This is a genomic window from Cupriavidus sp. 22TCCZM04-2, assembly GCF_057798895.1.
Genome location: NZ_JBYOJS010000006.1, coordinates 121,975 through 147,822 on the forward strand (window position 1 = coordinate 121,975; position 25,848 = coordinate 147,822).

General features: G+C 63.4%; 23 protein-coding genes. 2 read left to right on the forward strand and 21 right to left on the reverse strand.

The window, feature by feature from the left end:
* Window positions 1-6: 6 nt before the first annotated feature.
* Window positions 7-732, forward strand: a complete 726-nt coding sequence (gene fnr, locus AC3FKG_RS11910) for a fumarate/nitrate reduction transcriptional regulator Fnr (protein WP_483708407.1) — start codon at window positions 7-9, stop codon at window positions 730-732.
* A gap of 46 nt (window positions 733-778) precedes the next feature.
* On the opposite strand, the gene AC3FKG_RS11915 is transcribed toward fnr, so the two are convergent.
* The 18 genes from AC3FKG_RS11915 to ugpB form a co-directional block, all read right to left on the reverse strand.
* The gene (locus AC3FKG_RS11915) at window positions 779-1,024 is read right to left on the reverse strand and encodes a hypothetical protein (RefSeq protein WP_483708409.1); all 246 of its coding nucleotides are present in this window, start codon (window positions 1,022-1,024) and stop codon (window positions 779-781) included.
* Window positions 1,021-1,236, reverse strand: a complete 216-nt coding sequence (locus AC3FKG_RS11920) for a FixH family protein (protein WP_483708410.1) — start codon at window positions 1,234-1,236, stop codon at window positions 1,021-1,023. The genes AC3FKG_RS11915 and AC3FKG_RS11920 overlap by 4 nt, the downstream gene beginning before the upstream one ends.
* Window positions 1,237-1,319: 83 nt before the next feature.
* Complete coding sequence (gene ccoG, locus AC3FKG_RS11925; RefSeq protein WP_488743188.1) at window positions 1,320-2,792, reverse strand: cytochrome c oxidase accessory protein CcoG; 1,473 nt, start codon at window positions 2,790-2,792, stop codon at window positions 1,320-1,322.
* 49 nt (window positions 2,793-2,841) lie between these two features.
* On the reverse strand, window positions 2,842-3,756 hold the full coding sequence (gene ccoP / locus AC3FKG_RS11930) for a cytochrome-c oxidase, cbb3-type subunit III (RefSeq protein WP_483708412.1): 915 nt from the start codon (window positions 3,754-3,756) through the stop codon (window positions 2,842-2,844).
* A gap of 2 nt (window positions 3,757-3,758) precedes the next feature.
* Window positions 3,759-3,923: a cbb3-type cytochrome oxidase subunit 3 gene (locus tag AC3FKG_RS11935; protein WP_483708413.1), complete on the reverse strand. Its 165-nt coding sequence runs from the start codon at window positions 3,921-3,923 to the stop codon at window positions 3,759-3,761.
* A gap of 3 nt (window positions 3,924-3,926) precedes the next feature.
* The gene (ccoO, locus tag AC3FKG_RS11940) at window positions 3,927-4,595 is read right to left on the reverse strand and encodes a cytochrome-c oxidase, cbb3-type subunit II (protein ID WP_488743189.1); all 669 of its coding nucleotides are present in this window, start codon (window positions 4,593-4,595) and stop codon (window positions 3,927-3,929) included.
* Between the two features lie 18 nt (window positions 4,596-4,613).
* The gene (ccoN, locus tag AC3FKG_RS11945; protein WP_483708416.1) at window positions 4,614-6,062 is read right to left on the reverse strand and encodes a cytochrome-c oxidase, cbb3-type subunit I; all 1,449 of its coding nucleotides are present in this window, start codon (window positions 6,060-6,062) and stop codon (window positions 4,614-4,616) included.
* A gap of 136 nt (window positions 6,063-6,198) precedes the next feature.
* The gene (gene ccoS, locus AC3FKG_RS11950; RefSeq protein WP_483708417.1) at window positions 6,199-6,345 is read right to left on the reverse strand and encodes a cbb3-type cytochrome oxidase assembly protein CcoS; all 147 of its coding nucleotides are present in this window, start codon (window positions 6,343-6,345) and stop codon (window positions 6,199-6,201) included.
* A gap of 2 nt (window positions 6,346-6,347) precedes the next feature.
* Window positions 6,348-8,912, reverse strand: a complete 2,565-nt coding sequence (locus tag AC3FKG_RS11955; protein ID WP_488743190.1) for a heavy metal translocating P-type ATPase — start codon at window positions 8,910-8,912, stop codon at window positions 6,348-6,350.
* Between the two features lie 104 nt (window positions 8,913-9,016).
* Window positions 9,017-10,114: a cell division protein ZapE gene (zapE, locus tag AC3FKG_RS11960; protein ID WP_483708419.1), complete on the reverse strand. Its 1,098-nt coding sequence runs from the start codon at window positions 10,112-10,114 to the stop codon at window positions 9,017-9,019.
* 152 nt (window positions 10,115-10,266) lie between these two features.
* Window positions 10,267-11,691, reverse strand: coding sequence for a dihydrolipoyl dehydrogenase (gene lpdA, locus AC3FKG_RS11965; protein ID WP_488743191.1), 1,425 nt, complete (start codon window positions 11,689-11,691; stop codon window positions 10,267-10,269).
* A gap of 101 nt (window positions 11,692-11,792) precedes the next feature.
* A complete protein-coding gene (odhB, locus tag AC3FKG_RS11970; RefSeq protein WP_483708422.1) occupies window positions 11,793-13,040 on the reverse strand; it encodes a 2-oxoglutarate dehydrogenase complex dihydrolipoyllysine-residue succinyltransferase in 1,248 nt (415 codons plus the stop codon).
* Window positions 13,041-13,126: 86 nt separating this feature from the next.
* Window positions 13,127-15,979 carry a 2-oxoglutarate dehydrogenase E1 component gene (locus AC3FKG_RS11975; protein ID WP_483708423.1) on the reverse strand — a complete coding sequence of 951 codons (2,853 nt, stop codon included), beginning with the start codon at window positions 15,977-15,979 and terminating at the stop codon, window positions 13,127-13,129.
* A 313-nt stretch (window positions 15,980-16,292) separates the two neighbouring features.
* Window positions 16,293-17,057: a glycerophosphodiester phosphodiesterase gene (ugpQ, locus tag AC3FKG_RS11980; protein WP_488743192.1), complete on the reverse strand. Its 765-nt coding sequence runs from the start codon at window positions 17,055-17,057 to the stop codon at window positions 16,293-16,295.
* 2 nt (window positions 17,058-17,059) lie between these two features.
* Entirely contained in the window at window positions 17,060-18,157 is a 1,098-nt protein-coding gene (locus AC3FKG_RS11985; protein ID WP_483708426.1) for a sn-glycerol-3-phosphate import ATP-binding protein UgpC, read from the reverse strand.
* Between the two features lie 51 nt (window positions 18,158-18,208).
* Window positions 18,209-19,057, reverse strand: a complete 849-nt coding sequence (gene ugpE / locus AC3FKG_RS11990) for a sn-glycerol-3-phosphate ABC transporter permease UgpE (protein WP_483708427.1) — start codon at window positions 19,055-19,057, stop codon at window positions 18,209-18,211.
* Between the two features lie 15 nt (window positions 19,058-19,072).
* A complete protein-coding gene (gene ugpA, locus AC3FKG_RS11995) occupies window positions 19,073-19,954 on the reverse strand; it encodes a sn-glycerol-3-phosphate ABC transporter permease UgpA (RefSeq protein ID WP_483708428.1) in 882 nt (293 codons plus the stop codon).
* Between the two features lie 114 nt (window positions 19,955-20,068).
* Window positions 20,069-21,385 (reverse strand): sn-glycerol-3-phosphate ABC transporter substrate-binding protein UgpB, encoded by a 1,317-nt coding sequence (gene ugpB, locus AC3FKG_RS12000; protein ID WP_483708429.1) that lies wholly within the window; start codon window positions 21,383-21,385, stop codon window positions 20,069-20,071.
* 190 nt (window positions 21,386-21,575) lie between these two features.
* Between ugpB and AC3FKG_RS12005 the strand changes: the two genes are divergently transcribed.
* Window positions 21,576-22,373, forward strand: a complete 798-nt coding sequence (locus AC3FKG_RS12005) for an HAD-IIB family hydrolase (RefSeq protein ID WP_483708430.1) — start codon at window positions 21,576-21,578, stop codon at window positions 22,371-22,373.
* 57 nt (window positions 22,374-22,430) lie between these two features.
* Here the strand turns inward: AC3FKG_RS12005 and ntrC are convergent, their stop codons facing one another.
* From ntrC to AC3FKG_RS12020, 3 genes are all read right to left on the reverse strand, one after another.
* Window positions 22,431-23,981: a nitrogen regulation protein NR(I) gene (gene ntrC, locus AC3FKG_RS12010; protein ID WP_483708432.1), complete on the reverse strand. Its 1,551-nt coding sequence runs from the start codon at window positions 23,979-23,981 to the stop codon at window positions 22,431-22,433.
* Between the two features lie 90 nt (window positions 23,982-24,071).
* Window positions 24,072-25,238 (reverse strand): nitrogen regulation protein NR(II), encoded by a 1,167-nt coding sequence (gene glnL / locus AC3FKG_RS12015; protein ID WP_483708433.1) that lies wholly within the window; start codon window positions 25,236-25,238, stop codon window positions 24,072-24,074.
* A gap of 4 nt (window positions 25,239-25,242) precedes the next feature.
* A complete protein-coding gene (locus AC3FKG_RS12020) occupies window positions 25,243-25,821 on the reverse strand; it encodes a DUF4124 domain-containing protein (protein WP_483708435.1) in 579 nt (192 codons plus the stop codon).
* Window positions 25,822-25,848: the final 27 nt, after the last annotated feature.

Genomic DNA, 25,848 nt, shown 5'->3' on the forward strand with positions numbered 1-25,848 from the left:
TTCCAATTGCTAACATCCATCCCCGTCACCGAGATGTCGCCCCGTTGCTCCACTTGCGGCATGGGGCAACTGTGCCTGCCGGTGGGCATGAGCCAGCAGGATCTGCAAAAGATGGATACCCTGGTGCAAGAGCGCGTCCGTGTCCACAAGGGCGAAACCCTGTACCGCATGGGCGATCCGCTGACTGCGGTTTTTGCCATTCGCTTCGGCACCCTGAAGACGCATGTCACCACGGAAGACGGCCGCTCGCAAATCACCGGCTTCCATTTGCCTGGCGAAGTGGTCGGCCTCGACGGCCTGGGTGAAATGCAGCACGCCTCGGATGCCACCGCGCTTGAAGACACGGAAGTATGCGTCGTACGCATGGCCGATCTTCAGACGCTGTCCATGGATCTGCCATCGCTGCAGCAGCAGTTCCTGCGACTGATGGGGAAGGAAATATCGCATGATCAGCTCATGCTCGTCACGCTGGGGTCCATGCGTGCCGAAGAGCGACTTGCCGCGTTCCTGATCAACCTGTCAGAACGTCTGTCCGCACGCGGGTATTCGTCGACCGAGTTCGTCATGCGCATGAGCCGGGAAGAAATCGGCAGCTATCTCGGATTGAAGCTCGAAACGGTCAGCCGCCTGTTCTCACGATTCGCCGAGGCGGGCCTGATCCAGATCCGTCAACGCCACGTCAAGCTCGTCGACATGGAAGGCATCAAGCAAGTCTACAGCCGCTCCTGCTGAGGCCGTCTGACCGCCTTGCCTGGCAAGACGGTCCGCTTCAGCCCAATCACTCCAGCTCGTCCGTTTCGCTGAGCTTCGTCGGCATGGTATAGAGCGTCAATCCGCTGGACAACGCGCAGAATACCCAGGCCAGCAAGAACCCGATCGTATAAATGGCCTCGCGCGAGGCCTCGATCGGGTGGCCGAAGAAATTCAGATCTCCGGGATCCACCACCGAAAACACGGTTGCCGTGGCCACCCCGGCCATCAGGAACGCCGGCCACAGTACCCACATCAGCCAGCGCAGCCTCATGGCCGCCTCGCTTGCGGTGCCTTGGCACTGCCCGGGACCCCTTCTGCTTTCTCGACGACCAGGCCGTGCCGGGACACACCTTCGACTACCGGCCGGTCAGGATGGGTAGAAGCCAGCCAGATGGTTACGCCGCAAGCCACTATGGCCAGCAACGGGCCGCTCATCAGAAGCCACGGCCACGGCTCCTTCCACCACGGATTGCTTTCTTGCATCGTCTTGCCCCCTTCGTCGGCGCCTCACCGAGGCGCTCGCGGTTGGTACGGCGCAGCGCCGATGCGCTGCACCGCCCTTAGCATCACAAATTGCGCGGCACGATGAAACTGGTAGATTGCCTGATTTGCGCACTACCTTGCCCCGAACCTTCGCTTGTCACCGTCACGCTGATCTTGTGCGTACCCTGCGCGGCATCGTCGATCGGCACGCGAATCCGGATCGGCACCAGCTTGTTCGACGTCGGCGCCAGGGCCTTCGCGTCGGGATCGTACTCGACCGTCAGGTTCTTCAGATCGTCGCTTTCGGCCTGCACGCTGATGCGCATGGGTGCCTCGGTGGTGTTGATCAGTTGCAGTCGATAGACGTTCTCAATCCAGCGTCCATCCACCTCACGCCCCAACGCCCCGCGATCGCGGATGATGTCGACCTTCAACGGCGTGCGCAGCGCTAGCGACACCACGAAACCCGCTACCATCACCAGCCAGATGACCGAGTAGATGATGGTCCGCGGCCGCACGAGCCGCTTGCGCGCCACCGCGGCTGACAGCGCCTTGCGCATGGCGTTCTCGGACGTGTACCGGATCAGCCCACGCGGGTAGTCCATCTTGTCCATGACCTGATTGCAGGCATCGATGCAGGCGCCGCAGCCAATGCACTCGTACTGCAGCCCGTCACGGATATCAATGCCTGTCGGACACACCTGCACGCAAATGCTGCAGTTGACGCAGTCGCCAAGCCCTGCCTGATGATGATCCACCTTGCGCGACCGGCTCCCGCGCGGCTCGCCGCGCCCGACGTCGTAGGTGACCACGTAGGTGTCGCGGTCAACCATCACGCTCTGGAATCGCGCATACGGGCACATATACTTGCACACCTGCTCGCGCATGAAGCCCGCATTGCCCCATGTCGCGAAGGCGTAAAAGAGCATCCAGAACGCCTGCCACGGCCCCAGCGAGAAGCTCAGGACCTGACCGCCAAGCTCGCGTATCGGCGCGAAGTAGCCAATGAACGTGAAGCCCGTCCATAGCGCGACCAGTAGCCACAGCGAGTGCTTGGTCGCCTTCAGGCGAAATTTGCGCAAACTCCACGGATCGCCGTCCAGACGGATCCGCGCGAAGCGGTCACCTTCGACATGCCGTTCGATCCACATGAATATTTCGGTGTAGACCGTCTGTGGACACGCGTAGCCACAGAAGAGCCGCCCCGCAATGGCCGTGAACAGGAACAGCGCCAGCGCGGAGATCACCAGCAGGACGGCAAGATAGATGACATCCTGCGGCCAAAGCACCAGTCCGAAGATATAGAACTTGCGGGCGCCAAGGTCGAACAGCACGGCCTGTCTGCCATTCCATTGCAGCCAGGGCGTGCCGTAGTAGATGAGCTGGGTCAGGAGTACCATCCAGACCCGCCAGTTGGAGAACGCGCCCGTCACCGAGCGCGGGTAGATCTTGCGTCGAACCTCGTAGAGCGTTTCGTCGGAGGTTTCGACAGGCGACGACGCCGGCCCTTGCGGGCCGGCCGTGCGGGCCAGAGGTTCTGTCCCGGGGGCGTTCATGCGCGCGCTCCTTCAGACGCCATGGCGCACCCCGTGCCTGAGTCGGTGATCATTGCCCTGAGCCTCCGGTATTGGAAAGCCCCCAGACATAGGCCGTCAGCATGCGGATACGCTCGGGAGTCAGGATCTCTTCGTGCGCGGGCATGTGGTTGTTGTGACCCTTCAGGATGGCCTCGACAATACTGCCTTCCGAACTGCCATACAGCCACACGTTATCGGACAGGTTGGGCGCGCCGAGTGCCTGATTGCCCTTGCCGGTCGCACCATGGCACGCAGCACAGGTGGACTTGAACGTGCTCTCGCCGCGCGATGCCCGGATCGGGTCGAACGACAGGCCCGACAGCGATCGCACATACTGCGCCACATCCGCTGCGAGCTTGCCGTCGATGGTCGAGGCAAACGACGGCATCACGCCATTGCGGCCCTTCGTGATGGTCTGCTGGATCGTCTCGGGTTCACCGCCATAGAGCCAGTCGTGGTCCGTCAGGTTCGGAAAGCCGCGGCTGCCGCGTGCGTCCGAGCCATGGCATTGCGCGCAGTAGTTCAGGAACAGGCGCTGGCCAATCTCGCGGGCCTGCGGGTCTGCCGCCACCTGCTTGACGTCCATATTCAGGTACTTGGCGTAGACATCGTGCTGCAACTTCTCCTGTGCCTGCTGATGCGCGGCCAGTTCGCCTTGCGTCGAAGTCTTCAGCACGCCCGCATACGAGCCGAGTCCAGGATAGAGGACCAGGTAGACCAGGCCGAAGATGCAGGCCAGCAGGAACATCCACATCCACCAGCGTGGCAACGGGTTGTTCAGCTCGCGCAGATCGCCGTCCCAGACATGGCCGGTGTCATCACCGGCGTTGGCAACCTTTGTGACCTTGCGTTGAGAAAAAAGCAGCCACACGCACCAGACGATGCCGACGAGCGCGATGGCAGCGATGTAGTAGCTCCAGAAATCGGAAAAGAAATCGCTCATGACTAGGTATTCCGGCTCGATGTTGTGTGGGTCTCGTCAGGCAGTGCGAACGGCAGCATGGCGGACTCCTGGTTGGCGGCTTGCCGGCCATTCGACCAGGCCCACCAGCAAATTCCCAGGAATACGACCATCGACACGATCGTGGCAAAAGCGGTCAGCATCGCCATGACTTACTCCTTCGCGGGCGCGGCTGCGGCTGCGGCTGCGTCCACGCGCACATTGCGACGGTTGGTGCCCAATCCTTGCAGGTAGGCGACCAGCGCATCCTCTTCGCTCTTGTTCTTGAGCTCTTCAGGGGCCTTGGCGATTTCCGCCTCGGTGTACGGCACGCCCAGTCGCACCAGTGCGCGCATGCGGGCCTGGATATCATCGGTCGGCAGTTGAGCCTTCTCGAGCCACGGATAGGACGGCATCACCGATTCCGGCACGACATCGCGCGGATTGCGCAGGTGAATGCGTTGCCAGTCATCGGAGTAGCGGCCACCGACGCGCGCGAGGTCGGGCCCGGTGCGCTTGGAGCCCCACAGGAACGGATGGTCGTAGACCGATTCACCCGCCGTCGAGAAATGGCCATAGCGCTCGGTCTCGGCCTGCAGCGTACGGACCTGCTGCGAATGGCAGCCGACACAGCCTTCGCGGATGTAGATATCACGGCCCATCAGCCGAAGCGGCGAATACGGCTTGATCCCGACATCGGGCTTGGTGGTGGAATGCTGGAAGAACAGCGGCACGATCTGCACCAGGCCGGCAATGCTGACCACCAGGATCGTGCAGATGATCAGCCAGCCGATGTTCTTCTCCAGCGTTTCGTGGGAAAAGAAGCTTTGTTTTTCGGACATCGTTTCTATCCTGATGGATCAGTGGGCAGAGGCAGGAATGCTGGCCGGGATCGGCGCATCCACCGCACGCTTGCCGATGATGGTTTTCGCGACGTTATAGGCCATCAGCAGCATGCCGGACAGGAAGCAGATGCCGCCCAGCAGACGGATCAGGTAGAACGGGTACTTGGCCTTGACCGCTTCAACGAACGCGTAGGTCAGCGTGCCGTCGGGCTGCGTGGCGCGCCACATCAGACCTTCCATCACACCGGCAATCCACATCGAGGCGATATAGAGCACCACGCCGATGGTGGCGATCCAGAAGTGCCACTCGATCAGACGAACGCTGTACATCTGCTTCTCGCCGAACAGGCGAGGAATGAGGTAATAAAGCGAGCCGATGGAAATCATCGCCACCCAGCCCAGCGCGCCCGAATGCACGTGGCCAATCGTCCAGTCCGTGTAGTGCGAAAGCGCGTTGACGGTCTTGATCGACATCATCGAGCCTTCGAACGTGGCCATGCCATAGAACGACAGCGCCACTACCAGGAACTTCAGGATCGGGTCGGTGCGCAGCTTGTGCCAGGCGCCCGACAGCGTCATGATGCCGTTGATCATGCCGCCCCAGGACGGTGCCAGCAGAATCAGCGAGAACACCATGCCCAGCGACTGTGCCCAGTCAGGCAGCGCGGTGTACTGCAAGTGGTGGGGGCCGGCCCACATGTACGTGAAGTTCAGCGCCCAGAAGTGGACGATCGACAGGCGATACGAATAGATTGGCCGTTCCGCCTGCTTCGGGATGAAGTAGTACATCATGCCCAGGAAGCTGGTGGTCAGGAAAAAGCCTACGGCGTTATGGCCATACCACCACTGGATCATGGCGTCCTGCACGCCGGCATAGGCGGAATAGGACTTCCACATCGACACCGGCATTTCAATGTTGTTGACGATGTGCAGGATGGCGATCGTCAGGATGTACGCGCCGAAGAACCAGTTGGCAACGTAGATATGCCGGGTCTTGCGCTTGACGATGGTGCCGAAAAAGACCACGGCGTAGGCCACCCAGACGGCCGTGATCAGCAAGTCGATCGGCCATTCCAGTTCGGCGTATTCCTTCGAGCTGGTGATACCCAGCGGCAGCGTGATAGCCGCCGCAACGATCACGAGTTGCCAGCCCCAGAACGTAAAGGCAGCAAGCGGACCGCAGAACAGGCGCGCCTGGCAGGTACGCTGCACGACGTAGTACGAAGTCGCAAACAGCGCGCTGCCGCCGAAAGCGAAGATCACCGCATTGGTATGCAGCGGTCTCAGTCGGCCGAACGACAGCCATGGCGTGTTGAAGTTGAGATCCGGCCAGATCAGCTGTGCTGCGAGCAGCACGCCGACGGCCATGCCGACGATCCCCCAGACTACCGTCATGACAGCGAACTGCCTTACGACGCCGTAATTGAAGGTGTCGACGCGTGAAGACGCGGCTGAGACATCCATTCAGACCCCCACATTAGAAAGATAAACCGATTGACGTTGTGACTTTATGGAACGAGCGCTCTTACCGCGTTGATCTTTATCAAGTTGCACAGGGAGCCCATGAACCTATCTCCGCACTGCAAGTCGACGGCACCCTTCAGGGCTTGTCGTTGTCCAGCAAAATGGCCTCCCCGGGCCGGTCGAGATCGTCGTACTGGCCGGCATGCAGGGCCCACCAGAGCGCACCAGCGATGACAATGACAAGAACCAGGCTCATGGGCACCAGCAGGTACAGCGTTTCCATTCCTAGACTCCGTTTCTGCCCGCACGCAGCAGGCGCCAGGCGTTCGCCACCACGAGCAGCGAGGACACCGACATGCCGATGCCGGCCATCCATGCCGTGACAAAACCCGTCGCCGCCAGCGGGATGGCCACCACGTTGTAGAAGAAGGCCCAGCCAAGGTTCTGCCGCACTACGCGGCGCGTCTGCCGCGCCAGCGCGATCGCCCGAGCGATTTCCGCGACGTTTCCGTGCGTCAGCACAGCGTCGGCCCCCGCCTGCGCAAGCGGGGCGCCGCTGCCGATGGCAACGGATACCTGCGCCTGCGCCAGCACCGGCGCGTCATTGATGCCATCCCCGACGGCCAGCACCACGGCCCCTTCACGCTGGAGCCGTGCGACATATTCACGCTTGCCTTCGGGGGATACGGCGCCGCGGGCTCGCTCCATGCCGAAGTGCGACGCCCACCACTGCACGGTTTCGATGCTGTCGCCGCTGACCAGGTGGCAGCGCGCACCCTGTCGGCGCAGCGCTTCAAGCAGTTCCGGCGTCGATTCACGGGCCTGGTCGGACAGCTCGAATAAAGCCAGCATGCCGTCTTCGGCGCCCAGCCAAACTTGCGTGGCGCCGGGAATTCGAGCGCGGTCCGCGTCCGGTACCGATGCCGTGGCGCATGACTTGGCGATTTCGGCGACAAAGTTGACGCGGCCCAGCCGGAATCGCTTGCCGTCAATGTCGGCCTGCACGCCCTGCCCCGGCACATTTAGCACGGCGGTAACTGACGGGCTGTCTCCACCGATATCCGCCCTACTGGCCGCGCCGACCAGCGCCCTGCCGATCGGATGCTCGCTACCCGCTTCCAGCACCGCTGCCAGTGCAAGACATTGGGCGGCTGGCATGGCGCCGAGCGTCTGCTGTCCCGTCAGGACAAAACAGCCTTCGGTCAGTGTGCCCGTTTTGTCCAGCACGACGTCTGTCACGCGCGCCAGCGTCTCCAGTGCATGCGAACGGGTCAACAGCAAGCCGCGCCGCGACAGCGCCGCGCCCGCGGCGGCCAGCGCCGCCGGGGTCGCAAGGGAAAGCGCACACGGGCAGCTGACAACAAGCACTGCAACCGTGACCAGCAAGGCCCGGGAAGGATCGATCCAGAGTGCCCACACCGTCCCGGTCAACGCCGCCAGCGCCAGCAGCGTGGCCACGAACCATCCGGCAACTCGGTCGGCAAGCGCCGCCAACCGCGGCTTTTCCGCCAGTGCACGGTCCAGCACGGCGACGATTTCAGCCAGGCGCGTGCCCGCGCCAACGCGGTCCACGGCGATCTCGAGCGGGCTGGCGGTGTTGTAGCAGCCGGCCAGCGCTACCTCGCCCACGGTGCGGTGCACCGGGCGGCTTTCGCCGGTCAGCATCGATTCGTCAAGTTCACTGGCGCCCGCGACGATGGTGCCGTCCGCCGGAATGATTTCGCCGGCCCTGACACGGATACGGTCGCCCTGCCGCAGGCGCGCCACCGGTATGCGCTCCGCGACCAGATCGCCTGCGCCAAGCCGTTCACATGTAGCCGGCAACTGCCGCGCCAGCATCTCCGCACCGCTGCGCGAAGCCTGCCGCACACGCAATTCGAGATAGCGGGCAGCCAGCAGGAAGGCGACGAACATCGTCACCGAATCGAAGTAGACCTCCCCGACTCCGCGGACGGTCGCTACCGTGCTGGCAACAAACCCTGCCGAAACGCCAAGCGCCACCGGCACATCCATGCCCATGTGCCAATGGCGCAGGCTGCGCCAGGCACCGGAAAAAATCGGCGAAGCGGAATAGAAAACGACCGGCAGCGTGAGGGCCAGGCTGGCCCAGCGCATCAACTGCAGCTGGCCGGGATCGATGGTGGCCTCGTGGGTATAGATGGGCCACGCGTACATCATCACCTGCATCATGCCAAGCATGGCCACGGCCATGCGCATCAGCAGGCTGCGGCGGGCACGGCGGTCGGCCTGGTCGCTGCGGGAGACTTCAAACGGCCACGCAACGTAACCAATATCGGCCAGCGCGGCGAGCAGGCCGGAAACTGTCTGGTCGGCCTCGCGCCAGCGCACCACCAGGCGGCGCGTCGCCACATTGGCGATCGTGGATTCCACGCCCGGCAGGCGCCCCAGGTGCTGCTCGATCAGCCACGCACACGCCGCACAGCGGATGTTCTCGGGCGCCAGCGTGATCTCGGCGCGACCGCCGTCAAGCGGACGGACGAACTGGCTGCGCAACTCAGGGGTATCGTAGGCCGCCCATACCGGCTCAGATTCCCGCCTTGCGGCGTCATCGATCGGCCTGGCAAAACGCGCCTCGTCTCCGTAGAGGTGCGCAAAGCCTGCCGAGTGCAACGTGCGTGCCAGCGTCTGGCAACCGCCGCAGCAAAAGACGCGTCGCTGGCCGTCCAGCTCCTCGGACAGTTCCCGGCCACCGGGCACGATCTGGCCACAATGAAAGCATGCCGGCTGGGCGGCATGCTGCGCCGTCACGGGCGCGGAGCGACCGGCAGGAACTGGCGGGAAAGCGGACGTCGGGGCGTCGGCAAGGAGACTGGCGTTGGGGGCGGACATGGAGATCTTTTTTTACCCGTTGGAGGGTATATGCCGATCTCCAAATCGGCCTTGATATATGTCAATAGCGGCCGGTCTTGTTTCCCAAAGCCGGAACGCAGCGCTCAGGTAAGCGAGGTGTCTGCGGTCCTGCGCTCGGCTTCCAGGTACTCCCGGGACTGCATCTCGATGATGCGCGACACCGTGCGATGGAATTCATTCGCCATCTGGCCCTCGACGTAGAGTTCATCCGCCGGGACTTCGGCCGACATCAGGAGCTTGACCTTGTGGTCGTAGAACACATCGATCAGCCATGTGAAGCGGCGAGCTTCCGACGACATCCTCGGCGTCATGCGCGGAACATCGGACAAAATGACCGTATGGAACTGCGAGGCCAGTTCCAGGTAGTCATTCTGCGAGCGCGGGCCGCCGCACAACGTGGCAAAGTCGAACCAGACCACGCCATTGGCCTTGCGCAGGGCGCGCAATTCGCGATGCTCGATATGCAGGAGCGGCGACTCGTCCGCTACGCCGGCGATGGCGGTAAAGGCGTCGCGGAGCGCCGAATTGGCCCTGGCATCGAGCGGCGTGTGATACGCCTCCACCTGCTCCAGCGCGCGCTTGCGATAGTCGATCCCGGCATCGACGTTGAGCACGTCCAACTTCTGCTGGAGCAACGCGATGGCCGGCAGCACACGGTCACGGTGCAACCCGTCCGGGTAAAGCAGGTCGGGCCGGTAGTTGGAAGTCATGACGAACTGCACGCCGTTCTCGAACAGCTGTTGCAGCAACCGGTGCAGCATCATGGCATCGGCGACGTCATTGACGTGGAATTCATCGAAGCAGATCAGGCGGTAGCGCCGGGCAATCCGCTTGGCCAGTTCGTCCAGTGGATCGGGGCGTCCGCGCAGCTCTTCCAGCTGGCGGTGAACTTCGCGCATGAACTCGTGGAAGTGCAGGCGCGTCTTGCGCACCACCGGGACGCACGTATAGAAGCTGTCCATCAGGAAGGACTTCCCGCGCCCCACCCCGCCCCACATGTACACGCCCTTGGGCACTTCCGGGTGCACCAGCAGCTTGCGGATGGCATTGCTGCGGCGGCTCTTGTAGGCCACCCACTCGTCGTAGCATTGCTGCAGGCGAGCCACGGCGCGCAGTTGCGCTTCGTCGGAATGGTAGCCGCGCTGCTTCAGTTCCTTCTCGTAATACTCGCTGACGTTCATGCTGGCTGTTTCGTTCTGGACTGCGCGCGGAAAGTGCGGCCGCACCTTCCCCGGCCATGCCCGGAGTCGTTTCGATCCGGCATGGTTTGCAAGTGAAAACGGCGCGCCGCTGTTGCGGCGCGCCGGTGCTCAGGCAAATGCGGACAGATGCCTTACATATTGAGCTGACGCTTGTCGACGGCCAGCGCAGCTTCGCGCATGACTTCCGACATCGACGGGTGCGGATGGCAGACGCGGCCGATATCTTCACTCGCGGCCTTGAACTCCATCGCCACCACAGCTTCGGCGATCAGGTCCGATGCGTTGGCGGCAACGATGTGCACGCCAAGGATCTCGTCGGTCTTGGCGTCGGCCAGCATCTTGACGAAGCCTTCCGGATGACCCATGCCCAGCGCACGGCCGTTGGCCATGAACGGGAACTGGCCAGCCTTGAACTCGCGGCCTTCGGCCTTGAGCTGGGCCTCGGTCTTGCCGACCCATGCGATTTCCGGGAAGGTGTAGATCACCCACGGAATGCAGTTGTAGTCGATATGCGGCTTCTGGCCGGCGATGCGCTCGGCCACGGCCACGCCTTCGTCCTCGGCCTTGTGCGCGAGCATCGGGCCACGCACCACGTCACCAATCGCCCACAGGCCCGGCACCTTGGTGGCGCAGTGCTCGTCCACCTCGATGAAGCCGCGCTGGTCTGCAGCCAGGCCGATAGCCTCCAGGCCCAGGTTGTCGGTGTTCGGCACGCGGCCGACCGACACGATCAGGCGGTCCACTTCCAGGGTCTGGGCAGCGCCGTCCTTGTCGGTGTACTTGACCGTCACGCCGGCCTTGCCGGTCGTCACTTCGTCCACCTTCACGCCGAGGCTGAACTTCAGGCCCTGCTTGGTCAGCTGCTTCTGGGCTTCCTTGGCCACGCCTTCGTCGGCGGCACCCAGGAATGCGGGCAGCGCTTCCAGCACGGTCACGTCGGCACCGAGGCGGCGCCACACCGAGCCCAGCTCCAGGCCGATCACGCCGGCGCCGATCACGCCCAGCTTCTTGGGCACGGACGAGAACTTGAGCGCGCCTTCGTTATCGCTGACCAGGTCGTTGTCGACCGCGATGCCCGGCAGGTGGCGAGCCTTCGAACCGGTGGCGATGATGACCTGCTTGGCGGTCACGACTTCACCTGCGATCTCGACCTGGAAGCCCTCGGCCGTCTTGCCGACGAACTTGCCGTAGCCCTTGAGCAGCGTGACCTTGTTCTTGCGGAACAGGAACTCGATGCCCTTGGTCATCTTGCCGACGATGTCGTCCTTGCGCTTGAGCATCTTGGCAACGTCAACCTTGACGTCGCCCACGGTGATGCCGTGGTCGCCGAGGTGGTGCTGGACGTTCTCGAATTCTTCCGAGGAAGCCAGCAGCGCCTTCGAGGGAATGCAACCCACGTTCAGGCAGGTGCCGCCCAGGCGCGGTTCGTTCTTGGGATCGTCGTAGGCGTTGCCTTCGCAGCAGGCCACGTTCAGGCCAAGCTGGCCTGCGCGGATGGCGGCGATATAGCCGCCGGGGCCCGCGCCGATCACCAGCACGTCGAATTGTTTGCTCATGGAGATTCCTTTCTGGACGCCGGCAGCTCGCGCCGGCGCACCGTCAACACTGGGAACGCGCCCCGCGCGGCCAGGGTGGCCATGCGCGGGGGGACCGGTTCTTACAGGTCCAGCAGCAGGCGGGCCGGATCTTCCAGCGCTTCCTTCATCGCCACCAGGCCAAGAACGGCTTCGCGGCCGTCGATGATGCGGTGGTCATACGACATGGCCAGGTAGTTCATCGGACGGATGACGATCTGGCCATCTTCCACCACGGCGCGATCCTTGGTGGCGTGAACGCCCAGGATGGCCGATTGCGGCGGGTTGATGATCGGGGTCGACAGCATCGAACCGAAGGTGCCGCCGTTCGAGATCGAGAACGTACCGCCGGTCAGCTCTTCCAGCGACAGCTTGCCGTCGCGGGCCTTGGCACCGTACTCGGCAATCTTCTTCTCGATGTCGGCCAGGCTCATCTGGTCGGCATTGCGCAGGATCGGTACCACCAGGCCACGCGGCGAACCCACGGCGATACCGATGTCGAAGTAGCCGTGATAGACGATGTCGTTGCCGTCCACCGAAGCGTTGATGACCGGGTACTTCTTCAGCGCGTGGACAGCGGCCTTCACGAAGAACGACATGAAGCCGAGCTTCACGCCGTGTTCCTTCTCGAAGCGGTCCTTGTACTTGTTGCGCAGATCCATCACCGGCTTCATGTTCACTTCATTGAAGGTGGTGAGGATGGCGTTGGTCGATTGCGACTGCACCAGGCGCTCGGCGATACGGGCGCGCAGGCGGCTCATCGGCACGCGCTCTTCCGGACGGTCGCTCAGCGCGGCGAGATCCAGGTTGGCGGCGACTTGCTGCAGCGCCGGCTTGGCAGCGGCGGGAGCCGGAGCAGCCTTGGCGGCGGGAGCCGGGGCCGCCGAGGCGCCGAGCACGTCGCCCTTGGTGATGCGGCCATCCTTGCCGGTGCCGGCAACCTGGCCAGCTGACAGGCCGGCTTCGGCCATCAGCTTGGCCGCCGAAGGCATGGCAACTGCGCCGGCGGCGGGCGCTGCGGCGGCGGGCGCCGGTGCAGCAGCGGCCGGTGCCGGGGCGGCCGCTGCTGGGGCAGCGGCGCCAGCGGTGGCTTCGGTGTCGATCTGGGCGATGAGCTCATCGGCCACGACGGTGTCGCCGTCGTTCTTGATGATCTGCGACAGCACGCCGGCGGACGGGGCCGGCACTTCGAGCACGACCTTGTCGGTCTCGATCTCGATCAGGATTTCGTCCTGGGCGACAGCTTCGCCGGGCTTCTTCTTCCAGTTCAGCATGGTCGCTTCGGCGACCGATTCGGACAGTTGCGGAACCTTGACGTCAACGATAGCCATGGTTGTGAATTCCTCGTGTATGCGTTTTGTTCTTCAGGCAGAAAAGAACACGGCGGTCATCTGCGAGCGCCGCCGTGCTGCCACAATTACTTGGTCAGGACAAAGCCCTTGAGCTTGGCGAACGCTGCATCCAGCAGCGCCTTCTGTTGCTCGTTGTGCTTTGCGTAGTAGCCCACTGCCGGCGAAGCCGAAGCGGGACGACCGGCATAACCGAGCTTCTGGCCTTCCGTCATGTTTTCCATGATGTAGTGCTGCACGAAGAACCAGGCACCCTGGTTCTGCGGCTCGTCCTGGCACCACACGATTTCGGTGGCGTTCGGGTACTTCTTGAGCTCTGCGGCAAGCGCCTTGTGCGGGAACGGATACAGCTGCTCCAGGCGGATGATCGCTGCGTCGTTCGCCTCGCGCTCCTTGCGCGAGTTGACCAGGTCGTAGTAGACCTTGCCCGAGCACATGATCACGCGCTTGACCTTGCTGGCGTTCAGCTCTTCGTGGTCGGGGATGACCGTTTCGAAGTGGCCCTTGGCCAGGTCGGACAGCGGCGAGACGGCTTCCTTGTTACGCAGCAGCGACTTCGGCGTCATGATCACCAGCGGCTTGCGGAACAGGCGGATCATCTGGCGGCGCAGCAGGTGGAAGATCTGTGCCGGCGTGGTCGGCTGGCAGACCTGCATGTTGTGGTCCGCGCAAAGCTGCAGGAAACGCTCGATACGGGCCGAGCTGTGTTCCGGACCCTGGCCTTCGTAGCCGTGCGGCAGCATCAGCGTCAGGCCCGAGGCACGGCCCCACTTCACTTCGCCCGACGAGATGAACTGGTCGATCACCACCTGGGCACCGTTGACGAAGTCGCCGAACTGGGCTTCCCAGATCACCATCGCGTTCGGCTCGGCGGCCGAGTAGCCGTATTCGAAGCCGAGCACGGCTTCTTCCGACAGCACCGAGTCGATTACCGTGAACGGTGCCTGGTTTTCCGACACGTTCTGCAGCGGCACATACGAGCCGGCATCCCAGCGTTCGCGGGCCTGGTCGTGCAGTACGGCGTGACGGTGGGTGAAGGTGCCACGGCCTGCATCCTGGCCGGTGATGCGCACCGGGTAGCCCGACGACACCAGCGAAGCGAAGGCCAGGTGTTCACCCATGCCCCAGTCCAGCGGCTGGTCGCCGCGGCCCATGTTGGCGCGGTCCTTGACGACCTTCTCCACCAGCGGGTGCAGCTTCAGCGTGTCAGGCGTGGTGGTGATGCGTTCGGCCAGGCGCTTGAGCTCGGTCACCGGCACGGCGGTGTCGGCAGCATCGGTCCACTTGCGGTTCAGGAACGGCATCCAGTCCACGGCGAACTTGTTCTTGAAGTTCGACAGGACGGGGTCGGCAGTGTGCTTGCCGGCGTCCATTGCAGCGCGGTATTCCTTGACCTTTTCGTCGCCGAAGTCGGCCGGCACCAGGCCCTGGGCGACCAGCTTGTCCGCGTACAGCTTGCGCGTGCCCGGATGCTGGCTGATTTTCTTGTACATCAGCGGCTGCGTGACGGCCGGGGTGTCCTGCTCGTTGTGACCCAGCTTGCGGAAGCAGATGATGTCGACCACGACATCCTTGTTGAACTCCATGCGGAAGTCCACGGCCAGCTGCATGGCGTACACGACGGCTTCGGGATCGTCGCCGTTCACGTGCAGCACCGGGGCCTCGATCATCTTGACCACGTCCGTGCAGTACAGCGTCGAACGGGCATCGCGCGGATCGGAGGTGGTGAAGCCGATCTGGTTGTTGATGACGATGTGCATCGAGCCGCCCGTGCCATAGCCGCGGGTCTGCGCGAGGTTCAGCGTTTCCATGACCACGCCCTGGCCAGCGAAGGCCGCGTCGCCGTGCACCTGCACCGGCAGCACTTCCTTGTGGCCGACTTCGCCGCGGCGCTCCTGGCGGGCCTTGGCCGAGCCTTCGACCACCGGGTTGACGATTTCCAGGTGCGACGGGTTGAAAGCCAGCGACAGGTGAACCGGGCCACCCTGGGTCGAGACATCGCTCGAGAAGCCCTTGTGGTACTTGACGTCACCGGCCGGCAGGTCATCGACGTGCTTGCCCTCGAACTCGGCGAACAGGTCGGCCGGCATCTTGCCCAGCGTATTGACCAGCACGTTCAGGCGGCCGCGGTGGGCCATGCCGATCACGATTTCCTGCACGCCCTTGCTGCCCGCTTCCTGGATCAGCTCGTCCATCGCGGCGATGAAGCTTTCGCCGCCTTCCAGCGAGAAGCGCTTCTGGCCGACGTACTTGGTGTGGAGGAAGCGCTCCAGGCCTTCGGCCGCCGTCAGGCGGTCCAGGATGTGCTTCTTCTTTTCCAGCGTGAAGACCGGCTTAGAACGCGTGGATTCCAGGCGCTCCTGCCACCAGCGCTTTTGCGCCTGGTCGCTCACATACATGAATTCGGCGCCGATGGTGCCGCAGTACGTTTCGCGCAGGTTGTTGAGCAACTCGCGCAGGCTCATCGACTCCTTGCCAAAGTACGTGTTGCTGGCATTGAAGACGATGTCGAGATCAGCTTCGGAGAAACCGTAGAAAGCCGGGTCCAGATCGGGCAGGGGCGGACGCTCCTGGCGCTTGAGCGGGTCCAGGTCGGCCCAGTGCGTACCAATGTTGCGGTAAGCGGCGATCAGCTGGGTGGCAGCGACGCGCTTGCGGCCCATGTCGGAATCGGCCGAGGCAACGATGGTCTTGATGGGGCCGGCTTTGGCGCGCTCGGCGAACGAGGCGACGATGGGAGCGTGCGGGACGTCACGCGAATTGGAACCGTCGACGGCGGGGACGTTCTGCATCGCGTCGAAATACGCGCGCCAGTTGTCGGGAACCGAAGTCGGGTTCTGGAGGTAGGCTTCGTACAGCTCTTCAACGTACGGGGCGTTGCCGCCGAAGAGATACGAATTGCTCTGATACTGCTGCATCATGGGACGCTCACTTTTCTCCGGGAATGCCGGAGTTCAGCGGGTTATTCAACCTTCCGCGACACGGCTTGACCGGTTAGCGGATTGCAAACAACTCTTGGGAGCCCAACGGACGGCCCTTGGACAAACGGCACCACAAGGGCGCCGAAGTGAAAGTGCCGTCACAAGGCCCGAAAGGGCAAGTTGTGCGGGGAAGGACCTAAGTCTTCACGGCGGTAAGAATAGCACGTTTGCTTATGCGCAATGTGGACTTTTCGCGATGCGGAACTGCGTAACGCATCAATTCGGTTTGGAAACAACGCTTTCGCAATAATGATCAGGCCGGCGCGATGACATCGACCGCATCCGTGATCAGCCCGTCCAGCCCCCGGGCGAGCAGTTCCCTGGCCCGTTCGGGATCATTGACCGTAAAGCTCAGGACTTTCAATCCTGCGGCGTGCGCCGCGGCGATAAGCTGCGCGTCCAGCACCTTGTGATTGGCGTCCAGCGCCACGCAACCGAGGGCCCTGGCACGCTCAAGCCAGTCACGGGGCAAGGTGTCAACCAACAGCGCACGCGGCAGCTCTGGAACGGCCTGGCGCGCCGCAGACAGGGCCTCTTCCGAGAATGACGACAGCAGCGGCGGCACCGCGGCGTCGCGCCACAAACCCTGGGCATCCAGCGCCACCGCAGCGCCGGTCTGCGCTTCGCGCCCCGGCACCGGCTTGATCTCGATATTGCTGTGCAGCCCGTTGGCTTGCGTATAACAGGCTACGGCAGCCAGAGTCGCAACCGGCTCGCCAGCATAGGCCGGGCTGTGCCAGGCACCGGCGTCGAGCTGCGCCAGCTCGCCCAGGGTCAGCCCATCGACGCGGCCCGAACCGGAAGTCGTCCGGTCCAGCGTCGCGTCGTGCATCAGGATCGGCTTGCCGTCCGCACTGAGCTTCACGTCGAACTCGAACATGCGGTAGCCGAGCGACGCCCCGAGGCGAAATGCCGCGAGCGTGTTTTCCGGCGCCAGCTTGCCGGCGCCACGATGAGCGATGTAGCGCGGGTATGGCCAGTTGGCCGCCGTGACGACCGGAGAATTGCTTGTGCCCATGCTCAGGCCTCGATGCGCTTGCCCGACTGGGCGTCAAAAAAATGCAGGTGATCGGCCGATGATGTGACCGGCAGCCTGTCTCCCGCTTGCACCCGCGCATGGCTGTCCAGCCGCACGACGATGGGCTGACCACCCAGCGATCCATAAGCAAAGGAGTCGGCGCCCAGCGCCTCGACCACGCGCACATCCACCTCGGCAATCGCCTCATGCGCGGCGCAGGGCTCGATATGTTCGGGCCGCAGGCCCAGCAGCGCCTCCGCGGGCAGATGCAACCCCATGGGCAGGTGGCCCAGCGTTGCGCCGTTGGCATTCCCCTCCTTGCCGACGACCCGCATCTGCGCCCCGCCCGCGTCGCCGTTGCGCGCGACGGGGACGAGATTCATCGGCGGCGAACCGATGAAGCCAGCGACGAACGTACTCGCCGGGCGGGCATAGACCTCCAGCGGCGTGCCGATCTGCTCCACCCGCCCGCCATTGAGCACCATCATGCGGTCCGCCAGCGTCATGGCCTCGACCTGGTCATGCGTCACGTACAGGCTGGTGGTTCCCAGGCGCCGATGCAACTCCTTGAGCTCCAGCCGCATCTGCACGCGCAGCTTGGCATCGAGGTTCGACAACGGCTCGTCGAACAGGAACACCGACGGCTCGCGCACGATGGCACGCCCCATCGCCACGCGCTGACGCTGTCCGCCGGACAACTGCCGGGGCCTGCGCTCCAGCAGCGGCGCCAGCTCCAGGATACCCGCCGCGTGCCTGACGCGCTGCTCGATCTCGGCCTTCGCCATGCCGCGTATCTTCAGCCCGTATGCCATGTTGTCGTACACGGTCATATGCGGGTACAGCGCGTAGTTCTGGAACACCATGGCGATATCCCGCTCCGCCGGCTCCAGCTGGTTGACGATCCTGTCGCCAATATGGACGTCGCCGCCGGTTATGGTCTCCAGCCCCGCCACCATGCGCAGCAGCGTCGACTTGCCACAACCGGACGGCCCTACGATGACGATGAACTCGCCATCGGCGATCTCCATGTCGATACCGTGCACGACCCTGACATTGCCGGCATAGGTCTTCTGAACATTGCGAAGCGACAGTTTTGCCATTGTTATATTCCTGTGCAGCCTGCGTGACCCGGTCACGCGCCCCGGTCACGCTTACTTCTCGGTTTCGACCAGTCCCTTGACGAACCACTTCTGCATCAGCACCACCACCACGGCCGGCGGGATCATGGCCAGCATCACTGTCGCCATCACCAGGTTCCAGTCCGTCGCGGCATCGCCGGAGCGCGAGATCATCTGCGTCACGCCCACGACCACCGGCGTCATCGACTTCTGCGTGGTGATCAGCAGTGGCCACAGGTACTGGTTCCAGCCATAGATGAACTGGATCACAAAAAGCGCCGCGATGCTGGTGCGCGACAGCGGCAGCACCACGTCCCAGAAGAAGCGCAACGGCCCCGCCCCGTCGATGCGCGCGGCTTCGGCCAGCTCATCGGGAATGGTCAGGAAGAACTGCCGGAACAGGAACGTGGCCGTGGCAGAGGCGATGATGGGAATCGTCAGGCCGAAGTAACTGTCCAGCATGCCGAGGTCCGACACCACCTTGTAGGTGGGCAGGATGCGGACCTCCACCGGCAGCATCAGCGTGATGAAGATCAGCCAGAAGAACGTCTTGCGCAGCGGGAAGCGGAAATAGACGATGGCAAACGCGGAAATGATCGAGATCGCGATTTTCCCCAGCGCGATGCCCAGCGCCATGATGAGGCTGTTCTTCATCATGGTGGAGACGGGCGATGCGGCATTGCCGACGCCATCCACTAGGACCGTCCTGTAGTTTTCCAGCAAGTGGCTGCCGGGCACCAACGTCATGGGCGCCTGCAAGACCTGGTCCGCGGTCAGCGTCGAGGCAACAAAGGTCACATAGACCGGAAACGCCACGATGCCCACGCCAAGCAGCAGCATCAAATGCGAAAGTACATCGAGCAAAGGTCGTCGTTCCACCATCTTGCAGTCCGCCTTTTAGTATTGCACCTTGCGTTCCACGTACTGGAACTGCACGACCGTCAACGCGATCACGATCCCCATCAGCACGACTGACTGCGCCGCCGAGCCGCCGATATCGAGTCCGCGGAAGCCGTCGTGATAGACCTTGTACACCAGCGTATTGGTGGCATTGACCGGCCCCCCATGCGTCACGGCATCGATGATCGCAAAGGTGTCGAAAAAGGCGTAGACCACATTGACCACCATCAGGAAGAAAGTGGTCGGCGACAACAGCGGAAATACGATCGACCAGAAGCGCCGCCACGGTCCGGCGCCATCGATCGCCGCCGCCTCGATCAGCGATTTCGGAATGCTCTGCAAGCCAGCGAGGAAGAACAGGAAGTTGTAGCTGATCTGCTTCCACGCGGCGACGATGACGACCAGCAGCATGGCCTGGTTGGCGTTGAGCAGGAAATTCCAGTCCACGCCGGCCGCATGCAGCGCGTAGGAAACGACGCCCAGCGTAGGATTGAAGAGGAACATCCACAGCACGCCCGCCACGGCGGGCGCCACGGCATAGGGCCAGATCAGGAGCGTCTTGTACCCCGTCGCGCCGCGCACGACGCGGTCGGCAAAGTAAGCCAGCAGCAGCGAGACGGACAAACCCAGCAGCGTCACACCCACCGCGAACACCGCGGTGACTTGCAATGAGTGCAGGTATTCGCCGTCATTCAGCAGTGTCCGGAAATTGTCCAGCCCGACGTACTGCAATTCGATGCCAAAGGCGTCCTGCTGGAACACAGACTGGTACAGCGCTTGTCCGGCAGGCAGGAAGAAAAAAATCAGCGTGACCGCCATCTGCGGCAACACCAGCAGATAAGGCAGCCAGGATGAACGGAAGACAACGCGTTTTTCCATAAAGCATCTCGTGCCGCGGCGGTTACGGCGCCGCCTCGCATGGACAACGGGCAAGGGCCGGGCGCCGCCGTTGCGGCTGCCTTCGCCTTGCCCCGCTACACGAACTCGCGACGCTTACTCGCGCACCGTCTTCTGGAAACGCTCCAGCAGTTCGTTGCCGCGCGCCACGGCGGCATCAAGCGCCTCCTTGGGTTGCTTCTTGCCCGACCAGACAGCCTCGAGCTCTTCGTCGATCACGCTGCGGATCTGCGGAAAGTTGCCCAGGCGGATACCGCGCGACTTGTCGGTAGTCTTGACGATCATCTGCTTGACCGCCACGTCCGCACCGGGGTTCTTGTCGTAGTAGCCGGACTTCTTGGTCAGTTCATAGGCGGCCACCGTCACCGGCAGGTAGCCCGTCGACTGGTGCCAGTCGGCCTGGACATCCGGGCGCGACAGGTACGAGAAGAACTTGGCCACGCCCTTGTATTCCTCGGGCTTGCGGCCGCCCATCACCCACAGCGAGGCACCGCCGATGATCGTGTTCTGCGGCGCGCCCGGCACGCCCTGCTCGTACGGCAACGGCGCGGCCGTGAAGTCGAACTTGGCGTTCTTGCGAATATTGGCCAGCGCCGCCGACGAACCCGTCAGCATCGCGCATTGCCCGGCAATGAACTTGGCCTTCGGCTCGTCCTTGCGGCCGCCATAGACAAAGTAGCCCTTCTGCGCCATGTCGAGCAGATTGGCGATATGCTTCACATGCAATGGCGAGTTGAACACGAGGCGCGCACCTGGGCCGCCGAAGCCATTGTTTTCGGTGGCGAAGAGTACGTTGTGCCAGGCTGAGAAACTCTCCAGTTGCACCCACGACTGCCAGTCAGTGGTATAGCCGCATGAAACACCGGCAGCCTTCAGCTTGGCCGAGTCGGTCGCCACCTCCTGCCACGTCGCGGGTGGCTTGTTGGGGTCAAGGCCGGCCTTCTTGAAGGCGTCCTTGTTGTAGTACATGATCGTGGTCGAACTGTTGAACGGGAACGACATCATCTCGCCCTTGTTCGACGTGTAATAGCCAGCGACAGCGGGAATGTACGCCTTGGGGTCGAATTTCTCGCCGGCTTCCTTCATGACCGTGGCCACCGGCTTGATGGCGCCCTTGGCGTTCATCATGGTCGCCGTGCCCACTTCGAAGACCTGCAGGATAGCGGGCGCGTTGCCTGAACGGAACGCCGCGATACCGGCCGCCAGCGACTCGTCATACTGGCCCTTGTAGACCGGCACGATCTTGTAGTCGGACTGGCTGGCATTGAACTGGTTGGCTATGGCATTCACCTTGTCGTTCAAGGCGCCTTCCATCGAATGCCACCACTGGATTTCGACCGCTGCCTGGGCACTGCCTGCCCCGGTCAGGGCGGCCAGCACGGCGATCTTCAGCACACTACGGGAAAAGGACATGGGTCAGTCTCTCCTGGTCAGGGTCTTCGCTGCATCGTGATCGTCAATCAAGCGAATTTATGTGCTTTTTGTGACAGCGGCATGTTACGCCTGTCGCACCCCGCGGGGCAATTCAGCAAAACCACCAGTAGGCGACATGCTGCAGTGCAATGCCGCAAGCTCGCGACGGACGGCAGTAAAATGCCGACCCATGCATCCCCTGCGAAATCTCCCCGCCTCCGCCCTGCGCCGCGTGCGCGGCATCCTGACGGATATCGACGGCACCCTGACTACCGGCGGCAGGCTGCCGGCGCGAGCGGCCCAGGCCCTTGAACAATTGAGCCAGTCCGGCCTGCATGTCATTCCTGTCACCGGGCGCTGCATCGCATGGGCCGAGATCCTGGTCCGGCTCTGGCCCGTGAATGCCATCATCGGCGAGAACGGCGCGTTCTATTCCCATCTGCGCAATGGCCGGCTGCTGACCCGCTTTCTCGATGATGCCCCGACCCGGGCACGCAACCTTGAGCGTATCCATGCACTGGGCGAACGCATCCGGCGCGAGGTGCCCGGCAGCGCGCTCGCTTCAGACCAGGCCTGGCATGCGGCCGACCTCGCCATCGACCATGCGGAAGACGTCGCGCCACTGCCGGAAGATGCCGTGACCCGGATCGTCCGGCTCATGCAGGACGCCGGCATGACCGCCACCGTCAGCTCCATTCACGTCAACGGCTGGTTCGGCCAGCATGACAAGCTCAGCATGAGCCGGCTGTGCGTGGCCGAGCTCCTGGGCGATGACCTCGATGCGCAACGCGACGAATGGCTGTTCATTGGCGACTCCGCCAACGATGCCAGCATGTTCCGGCATTTCCCGCTGTCGGTCGGGGTGGCCAATGTGCGCGAAATCCTGCCGCAACTGCCGGTCCCGCCCGCCTATGTGACCGAGGCCAGCGGCGGCGAAGGATTTGCTGAAATGGCAGGACAGCTGCTAGCGGCGCGCAGCGGGCAATGAAAAAGGCCGGGACAAAAAACCCGGCCTTTTTACACATCAATGGGCGCCTTTTTCGGCCTAGTCGAATCCCAGCTCCTGCAGCTTGCGCGTAATGGTATTGCGCCCAATGCCCAGGCGCGTGGCGGCTTCCACGCGGCGGCCGCGCGTGACGCCCAGCGCCGCCTCCAGGACGGCCTTTTCAAAGCGCCGCGTCAGCACATCCATCACTTCGGGCAACCCGGATTCGAGCATCGCGCGTGCCTCGCCGGCGAGCAACCCTTCCCATCCGCCCGTCGACGATGCCAACGCGGAAGCTGCCGATGCGGTGACGGGTCGCACCGCCGTCATGGTGTCCGACTCGGCAACCGGCATGGCCAGGCCGCCATAGTCAGACAGGTCGTGGCCGCCAGCGGACTCCGTTGAAGGCAAGCGCGGCTCGACGGCTCGATGCACCGCCGGCACGCCTACGACACTGCCCGTCCCGATCATTTCGCGCGGCAGGTCCTTGACCTCGATGGTCTGGGCCGGCGCCATCACGGTCAGCCAGTTGCAGAGGTTTTCTAGCTGCCGCACATTGCCCGGGAACGGCAAGGTGCTGACATAGGTCAGCGCCTCGTCGGACATGCGCTTGGGCTCCACGCCCAGCTCCTTCGCGCTCTTCTGCAGGAAATGCCGGGCCAGCAGCGTGATGTCTTCCGGCCGCTCGCGCAGCGGAGGCAGCCGCAACCGGATCACGTTCAGGCGATGGAACAAGTCCTCCCGGAACAGGCCTTCCTTGACGCGCACCTCCAGGTTCTGGTGCGTGGCTGCAATGACCCGGACATTGGCGCGCAGCGGATTGTGGCCGCCAACACGATAGAAATTGCCGTCGGACAGCACGCGCAGCAACCGGGTCTGCAGGTCGAACGGCATGTCGCCGATTTCATCGAGGAACAGCGTGCCGCCCTCGGCTTGCTCGAAACGCCCGCGGCGCATGGTTTGCGCGCCCGTGAACGCACCGCGTTCGTGCCCGAACAGCTCCGATTCAAGCAGGTCCTTCGGAATGGCGGCCGTATTCAGGGCGATGAACGGGCCGTTGGCGCGCGGGCTGTGCTTGTGCAGCGCGCGCGCGACCAGCTCCTTGCCGGTGCCTGATTCGCCAGTGATCATCACGGTCACGTTCGACTGCGACAACCTGCCGATGGCGCGGAAGACATCCTGCATGGCGGGCGCCTGGCCGAGGATTTCAGGCGCATCGACGAGCCGGTCGTCCATCTCGGCCTCGCGCAGGCTTTCCTCCAGCGCGCGGCGGATTAGTTCGACCGCCTTGTCGACATCGAATGGCTTGGCCAGGTATTCGAAGGCCCCGCCCTGGAACGCCGCCACAGCGCTGTCGAGGTCCGAATAGGCCGTCATGATGATGACGGGCAGGCCTGGGTGCTTGGCCTTGATGGTCTGCAGCAAGTCCAGGCCCGATCCTCCGGGCATGCGGATATCCGATATCAGGACTTGCGGAACATCGTCTTCCAATGCCGCTAGCACGTCGCGGACATTGGTAAAGCTGCGGGAGAGCAGGCTTTCACGGGCCAGGGCCTTTTCAAGTACCCAGCGGATTGATTGGTCGTCGTCGACTATCCAGATCGGCTTCATGTGCGTCGCTTGTCTGCTCGGTGTCATTTGGTCTTCCGCATGCCCGCCTGGCGACAGTGCAACGTTCGATCGCGGATGCCGGCGGGACAGCTAGTGCAGCGGCAGCAGGATGCGGAAGTCGGTACAGCCCGGCCTGCTCTCGCATTCGATCAAGCCCTCGTGCTGCTGCACGAAGGTTTGAGCGAGTGTGAGACCGAGACCGCTGCCGCCATCCCTGCCCGAAACCAGCGGATAGAAGATGCGTTCGCGGATGTCATCGGGAATTCCCGGGCCGTTGTCGATCACATGCAAGTCCAATGCCAGCTTGAAAAGACGCTTGGCGATCGTGACCTGGCGCGCGACCCGGGTGCGCAAGACGATCTGCGCATCGCCGCGCGCGATGCGTTCGGCCAGCGCCTGCGCGGCGTTATGGACGATGTTCAGCACGGCCTGGATCAGCTGCTCCATATCGCCGTGCAACTCCGGCAGGCTCGCATCGTAGTCGCGCACGATGTCCAGGCCATTGGGAAACTCGGCCAGCACGACCGAGCGCACGCGCTCCAGCACCTCGTGGATATTCAGGCTCGACACGATATGTGGGTGGCGGTGCGGCTCCAGCAGCCGGTCCACCAGCGTCTGCAAGCGGTCCGATTCCTTGATGATGACCTGCGTGTACTCGCGCAGCGAGCGCTCTGGTAGTTCGAATTCCAGCAATTGCGCCGCGCCGCGGATGCCGCCCAGCGGATTCTTGATCTCGTGCGCCAGATTGCGGATGAGTTCTTTATTGGCGGAAGTCAGGTCGAGGATACGCTCCTCGCGGTCGCTGCGGACTTTCTGCTCATTAAGCAGGACTTCGACCAGCACGGTATCGCCGAAGGCTTCCAGCGCGCCGATCACCACATGCGCGTGGATCGGCTCCTGCAAGGGCGGGCGCAACACCAGGTCCTGCCGGCGTACGTCGAACTGTCGCGTGATCACCGTATCGATCATGCCCTGCAGCTCTTCAGACGGTCCGAACAGGTCCGGCAGGGACAGTTCCAGCATGGCCTTGCGCGATACCGCGAAGGTCGATTCGGCCGCCGGATTCGCATAGGCTACGCGCAGACCCGGCTGCCTGACCAGCAGGACGGGATTGGCCACGACATCGAGGCCCGCCTGCAGCGGCGACACCTGACCGCCACACTGGCCCGCGACCGGTGAAGCCAGACCAGCCGTGTCGCCGCGGCCGCCGTCAGCGCCGCCGCCCTTGCGCGGCACACTGCGAATCAGGCGACGCATAAGACTAGTCCTTCAGGTTGGAGAGTTCACGGCGCAGCGACGCCGCGTTGGCCTCGCTGCGGCCGATGTCATCGCGCAGACCTGCCGTCCGATCGAGATACTTCTGATAATTCCGTTCATTGCCCTGCCGCTCCGGCTGGCCGTTGTTGTATTCGGCGCGCAGCGCCGCCAGCTTGGCGTCCTCGGCCTGCAGCTCCTGCTCCAGCACGGTGCGCCGCTCGCTGTCGCGGCTTCTCTGCGTGGCGCTGTCCACGCGCGGAAAACCGCTCGTGGCCGCCGTCCCGCCGCCTGCTCCGCCTGACGTCGACGCGGCCTTTGCCGCGCCGGCCGTACGTCCTCCCGGGACGGTGACCACATCGGGCAGGTTCAGCCGCTTGCACCCCTTACCCGCGCTGCCGTTGCGATACTCCGGCACCCCATTGGGTCCGACGCAAACATAGACGTCAGAGGACTGCGCCAGGGCAACCTGACTCCACGCGGACGCCACCAGCAATGCGGCAGACACCAGCATGGGGAGTCGCACACGAGTCTGGTGCAACGGCTTGGCCGGTGTGGCCGTGGGCGGGAACGCGTTCATGAACATCAGCGGTAGGGTGGAACGGAAAGCCCC